The sequence below is a fragment of the Halorhodospira halochloris genome, from assembly GCF_002356555.2.
Lineage (GTDB): Bacteria > Pseudomonadota > Gammaproteobacteria > Nitrococcales > Halorhodospiraceae > Halorhodospira > Halorhodospira halochloris.
The window spans coordinates 2,753,198-2,773,161 of the sequence record NZ_AP017372.2 but is presented as its reverse complement, the minus strand read 5'-3'; the positions used below and the strand labels follow the sequence as shown (position 1 = coordinate 2,773,161).

15 protein-coding genes are annotated in these 19,964 nt (G+C 54.4%); 12 read left to right on the top strand and 3 right to left on the bottom strand.

Annotation, left to right across the window (positions count from 1 at the left end):
- Position 1: 1 nt before the first annotated feature.
- The 3 genes from HH1059_RS12685 to HH1059_RS12675 are packed head-to-tail and all read right to left on the bottom strand — an operon-like array spanning position 2 to position 3,391.
- Complete coding sequence (locus HH1059_RS12685) at positions 2-589, bottom strand: hypothetical protein (protein WP_096406699.1); 588 nt, start codon at positions 587-589, stop codon at positions 2-4.
- Complete coding sequence (locus HH1059_RS12680; protein ID WP_096406696.1) at positions 522-2,021, bottom strand: sensor histidine kinase; 1,500 nt, start codon at positions 2,019-2,021, stop codon at positions 522-524. Before HH1059_RS12680 ends, HH1059_RS12685 begins: the two co-directional genes overlap by 68 nt.
- Complete coding sequence (locus HH1059_RS12675) at positions 2,018-3,391, bottom strand: sigma-54-dependent transcriptional regulator (protein ID WP_096406694.1); 1,374 nt, start codon at positions 3,389-3,391, stop codon at positions 2,018-2,020. Before HH1059_RS12675 ends, HH1059_RS12680 begins: the two co-directional genes overlap by 4 nt.
- Before the next feature lie 292 nt (positions 3,392-3,683).
- On the opposite strand from HH1059_RS12675, the gene HH1059_RS12670 reads away from it, so the two are divergent.
- From HH1059_RS12670 to HH1059_RS12615, 12 genes are all read left to right on the top strand, one after another.
- On the top strand, positions 3,684-4,670 hold the full coding sequence (locus HH1059_RS12670; protein WP_162549559.1) for a DmsE family decaheme c-type cytochrome: 987 nt from the start codon (positions 3,684-3,686) through the stop codon (positions 4,668-4,670).
- A 31-nt stretch (positions 4,671-4,701) separates the two neighbouring features.
- Positions 4,702-6,765 carry an MtrB/PioB family decaheme-associated outer membrane protein gene (locus HH1059_RS12665; RefSeq protein WP_096406688.1) on the top strand — a complete coding sequence of 688 codons (2,064 nt, stop codon included), beginning with the start codon at positions 4,702-4,704 and terminating at the stop codon, positions 6,763-6,765.
- A gap of 19 nt (positions 6,766-6,784) precedes the next feature.
- Entirely contained in the window at positions 6,785-9,931 is a 3,147-nt protein-coding gene (locus HH1059_RS12660) for an OmcA/MtrC family decaheme c-type cytochrome (protein ID WP_096406685.1), read from the top strand.
- 388 nt (positions 9,932-10,319) lie between these two features.
- A complete protein-coding gene (locus HH1059_RS12655; RefSeq protein WP_096406683.1) occupies positions 10,320-12,065 on the top strand; it encodes a nitrite/sulfite reductase in 1,746 nt (581 codons plus the stop codon).
- Entirely contained in the window at positions 12,014-12,985 is a 972-nt protein-coding gene (gene cysB / locus HH1059_RS12650; protein WP_096406681.1) for an HTH-type transcriptional regulator CysB, read from the top strand. The genes HH1059_RS12655 and cysB overlap by 52 nt, the downstream gene beginning before the upstream one ends.
- Positions 12,986-13,021: 36 nt before the next feature.
- Positions 13,022-13,810: a phosphoadenylyl-sulfate reductase gene (locus tag HH1059_RS12645; protein ID WP_096406678.1), complete on the top strand. Its 789-nt coding sequence runs from the start codon at positions 13,022-13,024 to the stop codon at positions 13,808-13,810.
- Positions 13,811-14,513: 703 nt separating this feature from the next.
- Complete coding sequence (locus tag HH1059_RS12640; RefSeq protein WP_109962904.1) at positions 14,514-15,182, top strand: outer membrane beta-barrel protein; 669 nt, start codon at positions 14,514-14,516, stop codon at positions 15,180-15,182.
- Between the two features lie 50 nt (positions 15,183-15,232).
- Positions 15,233-15,799: an outer membrane beta-barrel protein gene (locus tag HH1059_RS12635; RefSeq protein WP_096406673.1), complete on the top strand. Its 567-nt coding sequence runs from the start codon at positions 15,233-15,235 to the stop codon at positions 15,797-15,799.
- Positions 15,800-15,856: 57 nt separating this feature from the next.
- Positions 15,857-16,315, top strand: coding sequence for a hypothetical protein (locus tag HH1059_RS12630; RefSeq protein WP_162549558.1), 459 nt, complete (start codon positions 15,857-15,859; stop codon positions 16,313-16,315).
- Entirely contained in the window at positions 16,312-17,412 is a 1,101-nt protein-coding gene (locus tag HH1059_RS12625; RefSeq protein ID WP_231901961.1) for a PorV/PorQ family protein, read from the top strand. Before HH1059_RS12630 ends, HH1059_RS12625 begins: the two co-directional genes overlap by 4 nt.
- A gap of 140 nt (positions 17,413-17,552) precedes the next feature.
- Positions 17,553-18,149 carry a hypothetical protein gene (locus HH1059_RS12620; RefSeq protein WP_162549556.1) on the top strand — a complete coding sequence of 199 codons (597 nt, stop codon included), beginning with the start codon at positions 17,553-17,555 and terminating at the stop codon, positions 18,147-18,149.
- 2 nt (positions 18,150-18,151) lie between these two features.
- Positions 18,152-19,903, top strand: coding sequence for a hypothetical protein (locus HH1059_RS12615; RefSeq protein WP_096406661.1), 1,752 nt, complete (start codon positions 18,152-18,154; stop codon positions 19,901-19,903).
- The last annotated feature ends 61 nt before the right edge of the window (positions 19,904-19,964 follow it).

Sequence of the window (19,964 nt, the reverse complement as noted above, 5' to 3'; positions counted from 1 at the left end):
CTTAGAAGCGGATCCCTATGGTGCCCCGATATTGCAGAGTTTCATATTCTACCCGCAGATGTTCGGGAATTGATATATCCGGGGAGGGGCTGGTGGTGATGGCATCGAGTTGCAAAGAGATGCCCCATGGGCTTATCCAGCCGGCGATTACCCCCAGCGAAGTATCCATGTCACGTTCATTATCGTCGCCGTCGGGGCGTAACGTTAGCCGAGTTACGCCAATATGCCAGCCCATAAACCAACCGCTGGAGCCGAAAAGCCTGCGCGCCTGGCTAAAGAGTTCAGCTTGACCGATGCGTATGGTCTCACCCGCTGGGGTAAGGGGATGGTCATCTGTTTTGGCATAGCTCAAGCCGGCTTCAAAATCCCAAGTTGCGCCGCTGTCTGCCACCACCCGGGCGCCGTTGGCCAGTGAGATGGAGTTGGCTCGGCCGCTTGAGCTGCCATCAAGCACCTTCATGGTGCCGTAACCAAAGTTGAGTCGCCAGCTGTCATCGATAACGAGGCCGTAACCGAGTTGTTCATCCTCGGCTTTTGCCGGCGCTATGGTGATTAGAGTTGCTAAAACTGCCAGCGCCACTGTCAGCATCAGCGCGTGCCGCCTGTGGCCAGGAGATACGGAAGGTGCTGCCCTGCTGAGGCTGCGACTCGCAGGTAACGTATCCGCCGGCCTCATGGACGTAGCGTTCAACCAGGGCCAGACCCAGGCCGGTACCTTCGGCGCGAGTAGTCGCGAACGGCTCAAAGATCCGCTCGCGAATGTGCTCTGGTATGCCTTCGCCGTTATCAGCAATGCTCAGCTCCAGGGTGCCGTGATCATCCAAACAGGCATGAACTTTAACATAACCATCTGCAGGTGCAGCCTGGATAGCGTTGCGGACTAGATTGGCATAAACCACTCGCAACCCTGATGGTAGCTGAACCTCAGTGTCTGGAGCGTCGACCTCGAGTCTTACCCCCTTTCTTTTGGCGTTGGTGCGCAATACCTCAGTCCAGCTCTCTAGGGCACTACTGAGGGCGAGGACTTTACTATTACTCGATTTGCCGGAACCGAAGTCCATGAAATCGTGGACAAGATTGTGTATGTGATCGAGCGAGCGCAGCACTGAATCTCTATCGCTCTCATTCATGGGGGCGAGCTCGCAGAGTAGCTTGACCGGAACGATGTTGTTTTTTATCTCGTGAGCTAGTTCCGTCGACATCTCCCCCAAGGTTGATAGCGCCTGCAACTTTTCCATGTGCTCTTTAAGCCGGCGGTACTCGGTCAGATCGGTGATCTTAATAACGGCATGGCCGTCCTGCATCCGTAAAGAGATAAGTGCTGGAAAGTCACGACCAGCGATTCTGACTTCATCCTCTATCGTCGCTGAGCGGCCCTGACTCAGGATGCTATGGATGCGCTGCCAAAGCCGGTTGCCGATTATTGAGGCGACATGGACGCTGTTGCAGTTTGGCACCGGGCAGCAGGCGCAGGCTGTGCCCATGGCGGCGTTGCCGTGGCGGACATAGCCACTAATATCGGCGAGGATGACTATGTCATCGACACTATCAAGCAGCCACTGCGAGCGACTCAGCCGCTCCAAAGTGTGAATAAGCTGATCTTCTAGCTCCGCTAATTCGTCGGTTTGGCGCGGCTGATGATCAACGAATGAGCAGTTCTCAGGTGGCCTAATCGAGGGTTGGACTAGATTTGCTTGCCGCCGGCCACGTTGTACTATCGCTTGCAGGCTGCTGCGCCAGCGAAAGGCAACCCAGGCCCCGAAGAAGGCTGCTAGCAGAGAGGTTAGGGATACCATGGCGACTGCAGCGAACCTTACTGAGGAGAAGCCGGCGGCGAGGTCATCGGAGTCTAAGACGCCGGTTTGGTGGGATTGCTCAATGACCTGCTCGACACGATCCTTGATTAGGTGCTGAGCAAAGTGATCGAAGATCAAGGTAATCGGCACCGCAATGGCCAAGGTCAGGGCTAGAAAAGTGGCACTGAGCCGAATGGCTAAGCTGCGAGGGCGCCATGTCATCATTCGGCCTCGCTGCGCTCTAGGGTTTGCTGGAGGCGGGCGCGGAGAGTGTTGCGCGATACGCCGAGTGCCTCAGCAACGCGGCTCTTGTTACCGGAGTGAAAGTGCAAAGCGCGGTGCAGGGCCCGCTGCTCGACATCATGGAGGAACTGGCCGAGGTCACCGGCTTGCAGAGCCTGATCGATTTGCTGGTCTATTGTCTGGCGTTGCTCGGCATCAGGCGCAGAAGCGTCAGTATTTGATTCGATCAGCTCAAATCTTTCGATAATACCGCGTTGTTTTTTAGCAGCCGCGCGAAAAACGGTGTTCTTGAGCTCGCGAACATTGCCTGGCCAATTGTGTGCGCCTGCTTGAGCAAGGGCACTATCGCTGACTCCCTGCAGTTCAAGCCCCATCTCTTGATTGGCGCTTTGGACGAAGAAATCAATCAAAGCCGGTAAGTCGTCTTGGCGGTCACGCAGTGGGGGTATCTCGACGGGTATCTGGGCGAGACGAAAATAGAGGTCACTGCGAAAGGAGTTGTCCCAATTGCTCATCAACTCACGATTGGTCGCGGCGATAATCCGTACATCGGCCTGCCGTGGGGTAGAGTCGCCTAACCGGTAAAAACTCTTATCTTCCAGAAAGCGCAACAGCTTAGCCTGAAAGGCTTGCGGCATGTCGCCAATCTCATCGAGAAAGAGGGTTCCCCCTGCTGCCGATTCGATCTTACCGGTAGAGGCTTTGGTTGCCCCGGTAAAGGCCCCGGCGGTATGCCCAAAGAGTTCGGCCTCAAGCAGATTTTCCGGCATTGCAGTGCAGTTGAGGGCGACGAACGGGCCTTGAACGCGTGCTGAGTGGCGGTGGATTAGCTCAGCGGAGATCTCCTTGCCGACCCCGGTCTCGCCGGTAATCAAGACATTGAGGTCGTTGCTGGCTGCTACCCCGAGCAGCTTAAAGACCTCCATCATCGCTGCGGATGAGCCGAGTATATCGTTACCAAAGTGGTCGATAGCGAGCCCGTCGGTATCCTGCGGCGTCTGAGCAAGGGCCTCATGTACTGCGTTGATCAAGGCCTCAGCGTCGATGGGCTTGGCGAGAACTTGTTGCGCCCCGTGCTTACTAGCTTCAACGACATTATCCGGAAAGGTGTGGGCGGAGAGGATGATCGCCGGCGTCTCATATGCCTCGCTACGGAGTTGCCGTAATAGTTCCAGGCCACTCTCCTGTTCTAGGCGGATGTCTATTATCAGGGCATCGGCCTGATCTAGCAGGGCCTGGGCTTGTTGTGTTGTGGCGGCACTAAGCACTTCTAGGCCGCGGCTTTCCAGGAGGCGGCGGACGGCGTAGACGACTTCGCGGTGGTCATCAATTACCAGAATACGACCCTGCATTGGACCCCTGCCTCAATTTTGGAACCCCAATTTGGATTATGCACGCAGAATTTGAGCAATATCAAGGCAGCGCTTGAGAGTACAACTGCGCAGATTTTTACCAGGGCTGAGCGGTAATTGAGCAGCTGGCCATCGATATTGACTTGTATCAAATACAATCAATCGCACATCCAGTTGATTTAGTGCAAAAGGATTCCTCGATGTGTGCTTGGCACGCGAATTGCTATTTGGAGGCTGACGGGAATCAAATTGATAAATGTCAGCTGATGGCGCCAGGAGTGGAGGGCTACCGTTGTCAATCAAATCGCCGAGCACAGCATCACCTGTCTGGTCGGTTCTGCTGGCTATCTCGCTAGCACTTATTGTGAGTGTTGCTATAGGTGCAGGGGCCGCTGCTGATCAGAAGCCCGATGAACTAGAAGAGCTGCTCGAAGAAGATGTAGAAGAGATAATCGAGGAGGTGCGGGCTATCTCACCGGTTGTTGCTGAGCGCCGCATGGAAGATCTGCGTGAGCACATTGAGCGGGTCGAAGAGACCGCCCACGCTGTTCAAGCCGATCCGAATTCGCCCGCTGGACAGGCCGCGGAGGGGGAGCAGTTCTGCTACGCCTGTCACGGCGATGGCTTTGAGCACTTTTATAACATCGGTGATGACATAACTACCGACCAGGCTAACGAAACCTGCCTCGACTGCCATAGCGGCGGTGAGCGCATGCACTGGCACGGTGGGGCACACGAATTCCAGGATATGGCCTGCATCGATTGCCATAACGCCCACAGCGATAACGAACGGCTGTTGCGGGCCGAAGACCAGCTGCAGCTATGCAGTGACTGCCATCAGGAGCGGCGCGTCGATTTCCACCGGCCACATCACCATCCGGTCAGAGAGGGCCAGGTTGAGTGCTCTGACTGCCATAACCCGCACGGTGAAGTAGGTTCGGCACAGCTGCGCGAAGGAGAGGTCAACGAGACCTGTTACCAATGCCACGCCGAGTACCGCGGCCCCTTTCTGTGGGAACACCAGCCGGTGCGCGAAGACTGCACTCAGTGCCACGATCCGCACGGCTCGGTCCATCCCGGCATGCTCGAGTCGCGCACCGCACAGGTCTGTCAGTCGTGTCACGTGACGTTGGGGCACCCGGGGGACGTCCTGGGAGCCGATCCGGGCGATGACATTCCACAGCAGGGCCAATTTATGGTGCGTGGCCAAGGCTGCATGAACTGTCACTCCGAGGTGCACGGCTCAAATCACCCGGGCGGCGCACTGTTTCAGCGTTAAACGGTGATGGCTGGGGAAAAGGAGAATAAATATGCATAACACGCGCCTGATGAGCAGCGCCATGGTGATATCTGCGCTGTGTTTGCAGACAACTGCACAAGCAGGATCAGCAGCAGGGACATCAGTGTTTGTCGGCCCAGCGGAATCCCAAATCTGGTTCGGTGCCGGGTATCTGAGTGAAGACAACTACCACATAAATCGGTACACGGGACCGGAGGAGGAAGGGTTTTATCCCCATATTGAACTCGATTTGCGCTATCGCGGGGAGGGGGAAGACGACGCCCGATATATGCAGCTGAAAGGTCAGGATTTGGGCATAGGATCGCGGCGGGTGGAAGGCCGGTATGGGGTGCAGGGGACCTACGGCGTATTTATGGAGTATAACCAGCGGACTCGCTATTACGACGAGGACTTGCAGAGCCCATTGCGTTCAGATGGTCGCGACCGGTTGCGATTGCCGGAGGGAGGAAGCACGGCTGACCTGGAAGATTGGACCCGGGACTGGGAAGTTGATAGAGAACGGAGACAATTAAGCGTTGGCGTCCAACGCCATGTGGATGAGGATTGGAAGGTCGATGCCTCCTTCAGCCGCGAGGAGAAGGAGGGGCGGCTCTATCGTGGTTACGGCGATTGGATCAGCCAAGAGGGCTTCGCAATGCCGGCGCCAGTCGACCACCGAACCGATCAATTTGACATCAGCGCTGCATACTCTGGAGAGGAGCTACAAGGTCGCTTCGGCTACCACTTGTCACGGTTCAATCACCTTGACGGGGTGCGGTCTTATGGCCGTCGTGATGATGCTGATCAGGCCAACTATTTTGAGGTTGAGGACCCCCATTCGGATGACTGGGGGGATCCTGATGTCCATACCCTTTCGCTTGCCCCGGATAATACCTATCAGCGGGTCTACGGTTCGGCGGCCTATTCCTTTCAGCCGGAGACTACGCTCCACATGAATGTGGATATAGGCCGGGCTGAGCAGGATGAGGATTTTGTTGAGGATACGGAATATCAGCAGAATCTTAGTATTCTCGATGAGTCACTAAATGGTCAGATAGATACCACTCGCATAGGTGTGCGCGGTACCCATCGCTTTACCCCGCGGGTACAGATACGCGGCGGTTATCGCTACGACGATCGGGACAATAGCACTCCGCACTATGAGTTGCAGGGCAACGAGAGAACCCGGGTACACTCATTGACACGCCATACGGCAGATTTGGATGCCGATATCCGTCTGCCGGCACGCACCAATCTGCTCTTGGGTTACGAATATGAGCAGACAGAGCGGGACTTGGCCGACGATGACACGCAGGATCACACCGTCCACACCCGTGTGCGCAGCCAAGTAACCGATTCACTTAGCGGCAGTATCTACGCCAGTTACTTGGACCGTTACGGCGCCAATTACTACGGCCTTGAGGCGACTCAGCCTGGGATTGCCTCGAATGTTCCAACTATGCGCATGTACCACTTGGCTGATCTGCGTCGGATCGAGGCGGGAGCCATAGGTAGCTATGCGGTTATCCCGGAATTGGCCATAGGTCTGGAGTTGACTGCCACCGAAGACGACTACCACGAATCTGCAGTCGGCATGCTCTCCGACGAACGATATGCATACACGTTAACCGTGGATTACTTCCCAGATGAGATGATCTCTGGATACAGCTTTGTGGTCTTTGAGGATCATGTTCGTGATCAAGGCGGTATTCAGCGCGATCTGACCCAGGATGAGGAAGTCCTGACCGTCGGCTTAGGCGGGACACTTAGCCTGCTTGAGGATGAGCGGCTGGAGTTGGGCGCAGAGGTTTTTTATCTACAGTCGGATACCGATATCTCAGTAAGTGATGGTGGCGATTTCCCGACCTTGGAAATCCGCATGACGCAGTTGGAGCTCTACGGCGAGTATGCCGCGAGCGAGCAACTGCAGCTGCGCTTGGCGTACTTAGGCCAGAGCTTTGAGGAGCAGGACTGGAGCCGCGGTTTCGGGCCGGGCTGGGATGACGATTTCGACGACGACATGGTTCTCATGGGGCGTGAAGCCTACGACTACACCGCGCACATGATGGTCGCTTCGCTCGGTTATCGGTTCTGACGGTTGAGGGCACTCAAAGATGAAGATGATAAACACAAGCGATTGGCAGATCGGCAACGGCACATTTCCCCAGAAAGCCGTGAGTAGCGGGGTTAGGGGGCCAGTAAGTTCGCCGGGAGATGTCGGCAGAGCTGATTGGGCGATCGGTAGCAAGCAAAGGCCTCTCAGTTCTCTGATCATAGCCATAGGACTGGCCATGCTGTCGTTAGCCGGCTGCGATGAGGCGGATGACGAACATGAGGCTGCCTGGACGGAAGATGCTGAGACGAGTTTCCACCAAAATGAGTGGGCCAGTATCCAGAACCTCGACCCCTTAGGAGAGACGTGTATAGATTGCCACGGCGAACATGAATGGCAGGACATAGGCGACCCGGAGGTGCACAACGTCGGTTTGGCGGGCAACGACTCACCGGCTGATTTGGGGGTCGAGGGGCTTGCTATCGATACTGTGGACGTAGATGTTGATGGTGAAGACGGCATAACTATTACAGCGCAGTTAAATCAGGCACTTCCCAGCGATGCCTCTGTCTCTGCAACCTTTGCGCGCCTAGCCCCAAGGGTAAGAGAGGATGATGAAAACCAATATGGCCACGATTGGCAGAGCTATTTCAACGAGGTTGGCCCATCGCCACGGGATGACCTAGGAGACCCACTAATTGACCATCCGCCACGCCCACAACCTGCTGATGGGGAGCATGTCAGTATCAATGGCAACGAGGTGGTTATTGAAATTGATGATGAGGTTATTGAAGATGATGACGATAATACCTTGAATGAGTGGGGTGAGCATGATTTTGATGTTTCATTGGATGGCTCGGATGATGCAGAGTATGAAATAAAGGGCTTCAGCTCTGAGGTGCCAGATCTTAGCGATCATATAGAGTGTAGTGAGGCTGATTACGATGACAGCCAGATAGATCCAAATGGAAATAATGGTGATAAACCAGTCTGCTGGTGGCCGGATGGGACGGCCCTTCCGGCAGGGGTCTTTGTAAGCGACGATAACGAGTTGATTGTTGCCTATAAGGAAGAACAAACCCATCGTCTGGCTCTACAGGTTAATGGTGATCCGGGCCATAACGTCTGGTACGACTTCGTGCCAGCCGGTGATGAGGGCAATTACAGTCATGTTATGGCTGATGGCAGAGTTGATGCCGAGCAATATGATCCGGCTGATACAGATCACACCGCGCCCGCGGCCCGCGAGATAGTCGACACAGCGAGCTGTAACTCCTGTCATGATCAGATCTCGGCGCATGGAGGTAACCGCTCTGAGGTGCAGATGTGCGTAACCTGCCATAACCCGGGGAACCTGGACGCAGCTAGTGGCCGCAGCCTCGATCTTAAACAGTTAGCACACAGGATCCACAGGGGGTCAGATCTGCCTAGTGCCGGCGTTGATGGATTTATACCTGATGAGGCTACGGACTGGACGAGCGTCAATTTCCCGCAAGGCCCAAGTTCTGGCGATTCAGAGGGCGTAGCAAATTGCGTCAAGTGCCACATGGGCGAGGAGAGTTACAGCGCTCTAAGCGATCTAGCGACAGAGCTGGGGCCGGGCAACGGGGCAGATGACCTGGAGCGGCTCTTTTTAGCTGAACGAACCCCGCAAGGTGATAATTGGCACGATGTGGTGAGTATAGAGGCCTGCCATTCCTGCCATGATGATCGCTATTGGCATAAGGATGATGATGGTGATCCGGCGTATAGGATTTACGGAGATGGTTATCTGGATTTGGATGATAAAGAAGAGTGGCTGACAGCGCATGGCCCCGGTACCGATGAATCATCTGAGAGCTGCGCCGGGGGTTGTCATACGCCAGCAGGCTGGGATTCCAGTGATCTTGGTGATGGTGGTAATAATGACATTGACAGAGCCCACTTAATGCTAATCCGCCAAAGCCTCATTGCGGACCGTTTCGAAGTCGAGATCAACCGAGCTGAGGTCGATGAGGACGGTTTTGAGGCCGAGGTTGCCATTAGGGATCGAAATACGGGCAACCTCTTGGTGCACGACGATGAAGTTGGGGAACTTGGCGATGACGATCTAGACCTGAGCGATGTCAGTATCTTTTTCGGGTGGATGGCTGACGGTTCACCGGACTATAACCATTCAAGCGGTGATGCGCGACAGCCCGCAGCGCCAACGGAAACGGTCGATTTAATAGAGGGTAGCAACCAGGGAGGTAATTATACTGTCAGTCTGCCGTGGTCGGAGATTACCCGCACGGACTGGGATGACTTTAACTCCCCGCAGTCGAGCACAGCGACAGTAGTAGTAGAAGGGACGATTGAGAGCGATGATGAATCAACAGTCCGTTTGCCCAGCGCCGCGGCAGACTTTGCCTTTACCGGTAATGGCGAGCTACTCGCCGATGATGATGGGAGGCGCCAAGTTGTCGATTTCGATCGCGTTGCTAACTCAGATCCTTTACTGGGAGATGAGTCTGCTGGACACGGAGGTGTTCAGGGCTGTCGCAGCTGTCACATGCAGCTTTCCTATCACGGTGAGAACCGGACGAATAATCCCCAAGTATGCGTAACCTGCCACAATCCACAGATGACGGATGTGGCGTATCGTCCGGCGATTGGAACGGACTTGTTACAAGGACCGCCTCCTGGGCGCGAAGAAGTAGTGGAATTGGATATGGATCCCAGCGTATATACAGATGGCAAGTATGAGGAAGCCATGGACTTCAAGCGCCTAATTCACGCTGTCCATGCCTCCGGTCGCGACGGAAGTGGATATAGGGAGGAATCTTTTAAGGGTCGTGCAACTACCCGCGACAACACCAACTATCCCGGCTTCGTGAGTAATTGCTTAAGCTGCCATGTGGAGGGCCTCGACGGCGGTACTTATATGCTGGAAAACTTACCGGCCGACCTTATCGGCTCTACAGCCTTGACCGGCGATTGGGGAGGAGATCATGGGACGATCGGTGACGCAGAGATAGACGATCTTAGCGTTCACCGTAAAATGAGCCCGATCTCTTCGGTATGCACTTCTTGCCATGACGGTGTGATAAACAGAGCCGGGGGACCGCCATTTGATGGCGTTACTGTCGGCGAGCATATCTGGTACCGAGGCGGGGTAGCGCCTGGGGTGGCTCCGCCCGGTCAAGCCTACTCAAACTTCAATCTGAATAACGAAATTGAGGAGGAGTAACCAAAAAGAGCAGCAATAGGAAGCGCTATAACAACAAAAAGGACTATCAATTAGGGCCCGCGCTTGCGGGCCTTTTGTTGTTGCTTATGTAAATCAAGCTACCTGTCTGAGATTCGGCAGGCTGCTTGGGCGCCCCTAAAACTCCCCCAGAGCCACTTGGCTGCCCCGCTGTGGAGGTCTTGGCGCCATGGATGGCGCCATGAAGCCTCCAGGGATGGATTCACGGCGTCCTCCACAGCGGGGCAGCCAAGTGGCTCTGGGGGAGTTTTTGAGCCTCTTTTTAACCGCCGTTATTCTATATCGGCATAAGCACATGTCCATTTATTATTTCACGGCGCAAACATAAGCCGCTATATTGACCTTAGTCAACAGTAAAGCGGGTACCGCCATGTCTGTGCTGAACGCCTCCAAAAGAAGCCTAATCAGCGAAAACGTTGCTCACTTTCAACAAGCGATCAGTGATTACCTCTCCGGCGAACTGGATCAAACGGAGTTTACGCCACTGCGGCTGCGCAACGGACTCTTCTTCCAAAATGGCGAGTCGATGCTACGCATCGCCATCCCCGACGGGGTGATGTCCGCCTCCCAGCTTCGCCATCTAGCAGACCTGCAACGGCGCTTTGCCGATGGCAGAGGCCATTTCACTACCCGGCAAAACATTCAGCTCTACCAAGCCCGGCTAGAGCAAGTTCCGCAGCTAATAGGGGAACTTGCTGCAAGCGGCCTTTACACCATGCAAACCAGCGGGCCGTGCATTCGGGCAGTAACTATCGACCCCCTAGCCGGGCTGGCGGCTGAGGAAGTCACTGATCCTCGTCCGTGGAGCGAACTATTGCGCCACTGGGCTACCCTCCATCAGGGTTTTGCCAACCTGCCGCGCAAGCTCAAGATAGCGATAAGCACCCGGGCTGATGACCGCAGCGCCTTGCGCGCGCACGATATCGGTTTACGGATTACCGGAGGTAGTGCTGAGCAGTCCCGTTTTGAGATCTGGATAGGGGGCGGTTTGGGGCGCCGGCCCGCCTTAGCGAAGCTCCTCTACGCCGATATTCCAGGCTCCGAGTTGCTGCTTTACCTAGAGGCCATTCTGCGCGTCTATGACCGCGATGGTCAGCGCCACGACAAACAGCGCGCTCGGCTTAAGAGCTTTGTCGAAGAGCGAGGCATCGCTAATATCCGCAGTGCAGTTGCGGCGGAACTTGAAGCAATAGCCGCCGACGAGCAGGCGCTGGCTGAGCTAAGCATTGATGCCTCAAGCTATGCAGCAGCCGTTGCCAGCCTCCCCGGATTAAATCCCCGATCCGGTGAGTATGAGGTACTGACTGCGGATTTGCTCGATGTCTGGGCGCGGGCAGATGCCGAATTCGGCCGCTGGCTGCTGTGGAATAGTCAGCCCCAAAGCCGGGAAGAGCGCCGCGCGGTCACTGTCTGCTTGCGCGGGCGCGGGCAGGCTGCGGGTAATATAACAAGCGCCGAGTTGGAGCAGCTCGCCAGCTTAGCGCAATGGGTGAATGGTGGGGAGCTGCGCTGCACGCAGCAGCAAAACATCCTCATTCCCCATGTGCCTCTGAACAGGCTTTACGGCTTATGGCAGGAGTTGCGCAATGCGGGGCTAGCAGAGCCAATCGCCGGCTCCCCCTCTTGCCCATTGGCATGCCCCGGTAAGGGTGCATGCGAACTGGCCAATACCGCGACCGGCGCAGTCACCGAGCTTATCCATGAGCGACTCAGTACCTCGCCAGCGGCCAAAGAGCTTGGCGATACGCAGCTGGCTATTTCTGGCTGCATGAACGGCTGCAGTCACCACGCGATAAGCGAGATCGGGCTCCGCGGTGTTAGCAAGAATGGCCATGATTGGTTCCAGTTCGTGATTGGCGGGTCGCCGCGGGGCGATCTGCGCCTCGGCCAGCTGCTGGGTCCAGCGGTACCCCAGGAGCAGGTGCCGGACGTGGTAGAGGCACTGGCTGAGCGCTACCAAGAGCTGCGGCTGCGGCCGTCGGAGAGCTTCTCCGCTGTAGTGGCCCGGGTCGGCGTCAAACCGTTTCGCAGCGCCCTGCATGCCCAGCCAAAAAGGGAAATATTATGCGACTCAAACAGCTACGTTATATCCACGAAATCGTTCGCCACAACCTGAATATCTCCGCGGCGTCTGAGGCGCTGTACACCTCACAGTCGGGTATCAGCAAGCAGATCCGCATGCTCGAAGACGAGTTGGGGGTGGAGTTATTCATTCGCAGCGGCAAGTCGTTAGCCAAATTGACCCCGGCCGGTGAGAAGGTGCTCGAGGCGATCATCAGGCTGCTGGAAGAGGAGCGCAATATCCGGGCGATCGCCGCCGATTACGCCGCCGAGGAGCGCGGTCACTTATCTATTGCCACTACCCAGACCCAGGCCAAACACGCCTTGCCGGCGGTCATCCGCAAGTTTCGCCAGCGTTACCCCGAGGTGACCTTGCAGATGCACCAAGGGACCCCGCTGCAGATAGCCGAGCTGGCCGCCCGGGGCCAAGTCGATCTGGCTATCGCCACTGAGGGCATTGAGCACTTCGAGGACCTGGTGATGATGCCTTGCTATCGCTGGAATCGCAGTGTGGTGGTGCCTCACGACCACCCCTTGGCCCACCAGGAGACCTTGACCCTGGAGGATCTTAACGCCTATCCGCTGGTGACCTACCTATTCGGTTTTACCGGGCGGTCGCGGCTCGATGAAGCCTTCCAGGCCGCAGGGCTAGCGCCGCAGGTGGTATTTACAGCCACCGATGCTGAAGTCATCAAGACCTACGTCAGCCTCGGCCTGGGGGTCGGCATAATAGCTCGGATGTCTTTTGACCCTGATCAGGATCACGGTCTGGTCGCTTTGGATGCCAGCCACCTCTTCGCCCCGAGCACTACCAATCTCGGCTTTCGGCGTGGCAGCCACCTGCGCAGCTTTATCTATGAATTTATCCAGCTGTTTGCCCCGCACTTAACCCCTGAGGTGGTCGATCAGGCGATCAACGCACGCACATCGCAAGAGAGCGAAAGCCTACATAACGCGCTGGAGGCCCGGCTTTAGAAGCGCGAAACGAAACATTTTATGGAGGAGAGGAGAATGTCAGCTAACGCTGTCTACACGCTAAGCCGCGATCCACAAGTCACTACTAATAGGGCTAACAAACAGCCCGATGGACGGCCCGACAGGCGACCAGATAGGAATAATCTGCAACAGTTAATCGAGAGCACAGTGGCTACCTTGCAACGGATCGAGGCGGAGTATCTGCCCGCATCCATGGCTTCTAGCCTGAGTGCCGAGGATATGGTGCTGCTCGATCTTATTTACCGAAATACTCCACGGATCACTGTATTCACGATCGACACCGGGCGCCTGAATAGCGAGACTTATGCACTCCATCAGCTGGTGCGGGAGCGCTACGGCGCCATCATAGCGACCTTCTATCCGCAGACGGGGGACGTGGAGCAGTACACGGAGCATTACGGGATAAATGGTTTTTATGCCAGCATTGCGGCGCGGCAGGCCTGCTGCGCGGCTCGCAAGGTCGCCCCGTTACGCCGGGCTCTGGCCGGGCAGCGTGCTTGGCTGACTGGCATGCGGCGCGAGCAGGCTGTTACCCGCGAGCACTTGCCGGTTGAGGAGTTCGATGAAGCTAATCAGCTGATGAAGTTCAACCCGCTGGCTGCTTGGCAAGAGGAGGATATCTGGCAGTATATCCATGATAACGCCATTCCCTACAACGCCCTTTACGATAAGGGTTATCGCAGCATCGGTTGTGCCCCTTGCACCAGGGCGGTAGCTGCCGGTGAGGATGCCCGGGCCGGAAGATGGTGGTGGGAGGCGCCGGAGCATAAAGAGTGTGGGCTGCATACTACTCGGAACCTCTAAAACTACGCACTTAGCCGTTTTGCTGCCCCGGAGTGGAGGACGCCGATACGCCGTTAATCTATCTCAGAAGGCTTGATGACGCAAAGATCTCCACATTGGGGCGCAAGTGGCTCTGGGGGATTCGGGGGAGTTTTGGAAGCGTCCTTCAATAACACCTTTCAGCCGCTAACCATCATTGCATCTTTGGCCATAGCGATTAGCCGAATTGTGTAAAGCTCCCAAGAGGTTAACTCAGATGGCATGTGCAAAAACGCCGCGCGCGTGTGGTTCTTCTCTGCTTGACGGTTTCAATTCTCACTTTGATATTGTGGATATTCTAGAGGTGCCGTAGCCTCGGGTGTGCGGTGTTCCTCCGCAAAGCATCTAGAAAGGCCCCGTCTTTATTTGACTAATTTGCTGATGTTGGGAGTTGTGAATAAAGTTTTCCGAGTTACTCAGCGCCGCTTATCAGTGAAAAGTGCTGACATAAGCAGGGGGGCTAGGTAGCAGCCATGGCTTTAATTGTTGACAACTTGGGAAGATGCTAGGTGCATCCATTTAGTGGCCTCTGTTTGTATACAGGGCGTCTTATTGAGCGGTTACGGGTGATCACAAGAACTCACCTTGACACCCCCTTCTGTACTAGATTAGCTGTTTGAAAATTCTGATCGTACAGTGCATTACGTAACTACTATTGTAACGAGTCAACGGGTGGGCGAGTTATATGGATACAAGAAGTTTGCGGCATGCGCGCCTGTTTATCAGGTTGTTTTCAGCTTTGGCGTTGCTTCCCTTTTTGTTATCAACAGGCGTAGCTAAGGCTGTATTCGGAACGACATCTTCATATTGGGGGCTGAGCTACTTAGAAACCACCTATGAGGAAGCCGGGGGTATTGAACGGTTGGCTAGTGATCCACCTGAAAGGGAGTTCCATGGGCAGACAGAGACAGGCATTTCCGCTCTAGTAGGTTATCCAGGTAGGACTAACATAGGGCTTCTTGGGACGTTAGGCTTCGAGGGGCACTTGACCTACGTTCCCGGATTTAATGCGGAAGATCTTGAGTTAGATTTTTTAATCTTTGGCGGTAGTGCTCGTGCTACCTTCGAGATACTCCCTGGCCTTGATTTATTTGGAACCTTAGGGCTTATATATGGCAGTGCGAGTGCCGAAAGGGAACCAGCATCATTTAGATCCGAAGATGATGAGACAGGAGGTGGTTTCGGCTACCGTTTTTCGATTGGTGCCCAGGTGGCGCTTACTGATAGCACCGGAATAACAATGTTTAGCGAGACTCAAGCCTTTGAGGTTGATGATCCTTGGGGGGGGGACAATGCAAATGCATTTGATCAGGAGCTTCAATCTTCCGGTATTGGAGTAGTTCGGTATTTCTGATGATTAAGAAGTACTGGCGTTTGAAGGTCTGAAAGTTGAGATTACATATCATGAAATCACTGATGAGCGTTGAGGCATCAAGGCTGGTATCTAAGTCGGTTTTGCTTGGGGCTTTTTTTGTGGGCTTTACGGCGGCCTATGCAAACAACGATGACAGGGGCGGGATTGTCCCATATATTTACTTAAACTATGGACAGACAGATATTAGCCTTGGTGAGGGAGATGGAGAGAAAGACGACAGCGGCGATGTGCTTATAGTTCGCGGGGGCGGGCATTTTGGCGGTGCTGATGGCATCCACGCACTGGAAGGACGTATCGGTTACCAGCTTGATGAAGACAGTGAAACCGAAATCGATACACTCAGCGCAATCCACTACCGGGCACGTCTATCCGGACGCGCTCTGTCAGCGGAATTGCTGGCTGGAGTCGCTGCGGTACAGGTCAGTGCAGAGGGTCTAGTAACTGATCCCAGTTTTGGTCCGTCTTACGGCGCTGCGGTGGGGTTGAACCTTTTGAGGGATTTGTGGGTATCCGCTGAGTACATGATATACAGCGAAGAAGACGACGAGGTTCCAGAGGTTATTTCAACGACTGTTGGTTTGCGCTATGTCTTCTGAGGCGATTGATAGGCTCGCCGTGTAAGCCATACCAATAAATTCTGGTAGGTGAGGGTAGTGGTAATGATTACACCGGTTCTTAGGGGGAAGCCAGTTACGGCATATCTTGTAGGTTGCGCGATCTGTATTGGCCAGTACGGTTGCGCTTCCCCAGTTGGGCAACCCGAAATAAGTGAGGCCGAGGCAGCCGATGAAGCTGCCGCTGACCCGAGTGCAGAACAGCCCCGCTGGGTGACAGAGCCCGGGGTAAAGGGCAAAAGGGCTGCTGTCGGTTATGCAGAAGCCGATGAGGACAAAGAAGTCGCGCTGATGCGCGCTAAGGCTGAAATCAATCGTCAGGGGTCTGTTCAGGTTGAGGGAGAAGAAGAGGTTGTTGCTAGCTCGGATAGGGATCAAAGTGAGCGCAGGAGCGAGGTGCAACAACGTTCCCATCGTATGCTCGGAGGCGTTGAGGTAAAGGAAGAGTGGGAAGATCCGGATGATGGGACAGTCTATTATTGGGTGGTAGCGCAATGAGAGACAGCAAGGTGAGACAGGCCCTCGTGATTGGCTGCGTAATTACGGCATGCAAGGTGGGGGATGCCATCGCGGACCCCTTGATTAGTTATCCCGGCACAAAGGCTACGAGCATGGGCGGCGCATTCACCGCGGCACCAGGGAATGTGTCTAGTCTCCTTTATAATCCTGCGGCGATGGTACGGCCTGATTTTGTCTGGGAAGATGCTGAAGGGGAGATACAAACCCAACAACAGGTGGTCTCAAGCCTTGAATATTCACAGTCGGTGCAGGCGGCAGCTGGCCCAACAGGTGACAAGGTTGATAACTACATGCTTGGGATGGCTGCATTAACTCCAACACTGTCCTATGGGTTTATGTACTCCCCTATTTGGGAGGTATCCCACGGCGATGAAAACGCTCAAGAGTTAGACGCCTATATGGTCGGTTTTGGCTGGGATATTAGCGACAGGGCAGAGCACGGCGAAGGCCTATTCATAAGCCTCGGAGCATCGGCTGGTTACCTAGAGAGTTCAGCAGACTGGCGTGAAGACGAAGAAGACGATTATTCTGATGAAGAGTTCTTTGGGGTGGCAGGTCTAAAAGCCCGCATTGTAGATACTCGTACATTTAGTTTCGATCTGGGTGGATCATATCGCAGCGAGGCGACATTTGATGAGGCTGAAGTATTTGATGTAGATGGGAGTATGGACAGTCCAGTATCAAAACAGCCATGGGGACTGCCTGAAGAGGTCTCTTATGGTGCTGCAATGCACTACCAAGGCACGGGATACCTAGTGTCTCTGACTGCATCGCACAGAGAAACGGGTTATGAAGCGGTTACTACAGAATATGATGACATGGAGACTAATAGCGTAGGCCTAGAATTGGGTTTAGCTGGCGGTAGTCTGTCATTTAGGAGTGGCTATTACAGCTCAACATCGGACGCGATAGATTCTGATGGGGCGACACTCGGCATTGGGTTTAATGCTATTCGGGAGCACGGCGAGTTGAGCTTAGAGCTTGCCTTCGAGGCGCGGGAGAATACCATCGCTGGAGGGGAAGACTACGATGAAGTCTTATCATCTATATCAATGAATTGGGTGCGCTCGCCATGATTCAGTTTGGTCATGCACTCAAAAAGGGAGCTTTTGCGCAGGTAAAACTGGCTGGCTGCTGTTTGTGTTTTTACGCGGGAAGTGCGCTATTCCATGCAGGTATTGCCGGAGCGGAGGATTGTGAGTTTAATGATGATCTAATGGGTGAGGCCATTAGTGCGTACTGGGAAGCTGCTGATAAGAAAGAAGAGGGTGAGTACGAGGCGGCTAATGATAGCCTAGAGATCGCGATTGAAGAGCTTGGTGCTGAGCCTGCGCAAGTTAGCTACGACATGACCTGCTACCAGATGGTAGCAGGAGCTCATGGTCCGCGTCGGGAGCCACGCCAAACGACTCGGGAGTTGGACTACGATCCGATCGAGGTAGGTAAATCTATCAGGCGGGCAATGCCGCCGCGCTCGGTAATAGTTGTCGAACATATTGGTGGTTCAAATGAAGAGCCCCACGGCGATGGTGAAGCGACGGATCAGCTGCGGGTTCAGGCTTCTAATGGGCGACATGCTGCAGATGGGGCTCCAGCGGTTGCTGATCTGACTAGTTTATCAGTAGAGATTGGAACCGCGACTGGCAATGATTCGAGCGATCCAGTGGCAGTGGCTGATTTGGGTGACATTAGTCAAGGTGAGGTGGCTAAAGAAGAGTTGCAGCTGGATGCCGCCGTTGGGGAGGAGGGACGAATTGAAGCACAAGAGCGTTTTGCGCTGGTTCCGCCGCGAGTCAAGCTTGGAGGAGAGTGAAGATGAGAAGCGAGTCTGTTCCGGTTTTTATAGTGCTGACTATGGTGATTGTGGGCATAGCAGCTATGCCAGCGGCGCATGCATTTAGCTGGAATGAAGACTACGAGATGCGGTATCTGATTTCTATTGACAACGACACGGTAGGCGTAATGCGTTTGCTGAAGGAAGGTGATGAATTAGAGACCGAGTTATATGGGGTTACCCAAGACGATCGCCTTCCATTCTACTCAGACGATAAAAACGTTCAAGTTGATAGTGAAGAGCCAATTCGACTTCGCTACTTGGAGCAGGATGGCGAGCAGGAGATCAGTTTTCACTATGATCTCAGCGATAAAGATGAGGCCTTTCTGCAGCGCGCTGGCTTATACAATGAAGATGAGATCGCGCAAAGCTCTATTATAGTTGATGAAATACGCTCATCACCAATATATAACTATACGTCACACAAACCTACTACCGATACCGAGGCGCTAATTCTGAGCCACTTAACGGGCGAAAAATTTCAGGAATTTATGTACTACATCCCGATAGCCGACAGGTTGTACAGGCTAAAACATGAAGAGGGTGATAATACCACGGTGCGAACCCACCTAGGGGAGTGCCCAGTGAATAAAAGTGTATACAGGCGTGCTGGGGGCGATCAAGGGGAGTTGTTGCATTTTAAGATTTATAACGATCGCTTTCCGGTCAAGGTCAATGCCGGCTCAGGGCGTTGGTCGTTAGAGTTGCTGGGTATTGGGACAGAGGGAGAGAAGCGGATAGATTTCGAGGACCAGATCGTTGAAGCTGCTGAGGATAAAGTTGATGCGCAGACTACAGGCGTCGCTACTCACCTAGCGGGTGTCGATAAGCGTCCAGGAGGTGAATATAGGGTCACTTATAGTGGTGAGCGGTATATCAGCAACCCATCGAAAGATTCTTCAGAATTTGCAAGCTACGTTAGGTCGCTTTTAGAGGGTGGGAGAGCCGCTGATATGGACTCGGGTGGAGATGGTATCGCGGTTGAGATTTCCCACCATGAAGCCTGTGAGGCTTTGAAACCACGAATTCAACAGTGGGAGTATAATGATGACTGCACTGAGCGGATCCAGCGCATGGAAAGAACCTATCGCGCGCATCAGGTACGAGAACTGTTGGAGAGTGTTGGTGGCTATCAGCAGTGCGAGGCTGACACTTACTCGGCAGCCTTTGTCTGTGATGGCCAGGAGCGGGGGCAAGACGCGGTAGCGGAAGCTATCAATGAGACCGTCGATGGGAATGTTGTTCAAGTCGATATAAGGTCATTTGGTCCCGAACAGGGCCCACCGAGAACAACGGCACGCATCGAGCGGCGCGAAGAGGTTGGGTCTGGACAGATTCAGCAAGGGGCGGTATTTGCCCTAGTGGACCGCTACAACGCTGACCAGGGGGATTTATCGCCAGGTGACCTAGAGATGCGTGCAGGCGAAACCCTAAAAGATGCTACATATGTATTCAGCTCCAGTTATGAAAGCATAAATCAGCATACTTGCGAAAGCTACGCAGAGAGGCGACTGGGTGCTAGCCAAATCGATTACCAGCATAGTGGCAATCTCTGCGCTTTCGACTTTTCGGTAACCTCGGGTTTATCAGCCGATGATCTGGTTGAAAATGTTCACGATAAGTATCCCGATATCGACATAGTGGGCAGCGGTGAACCTCAGGTAGACGGAACTGAAGTGTCTTTCAGGGCAATAAGGTCAAAGTTGGACGGGGGGGCAGATGGCTGTTTATGAGTCGAGATCTCCCATATTAAAGCCCGCAGCACTCGCGCTTTTGCTCCTTGTTTGGTGTGCA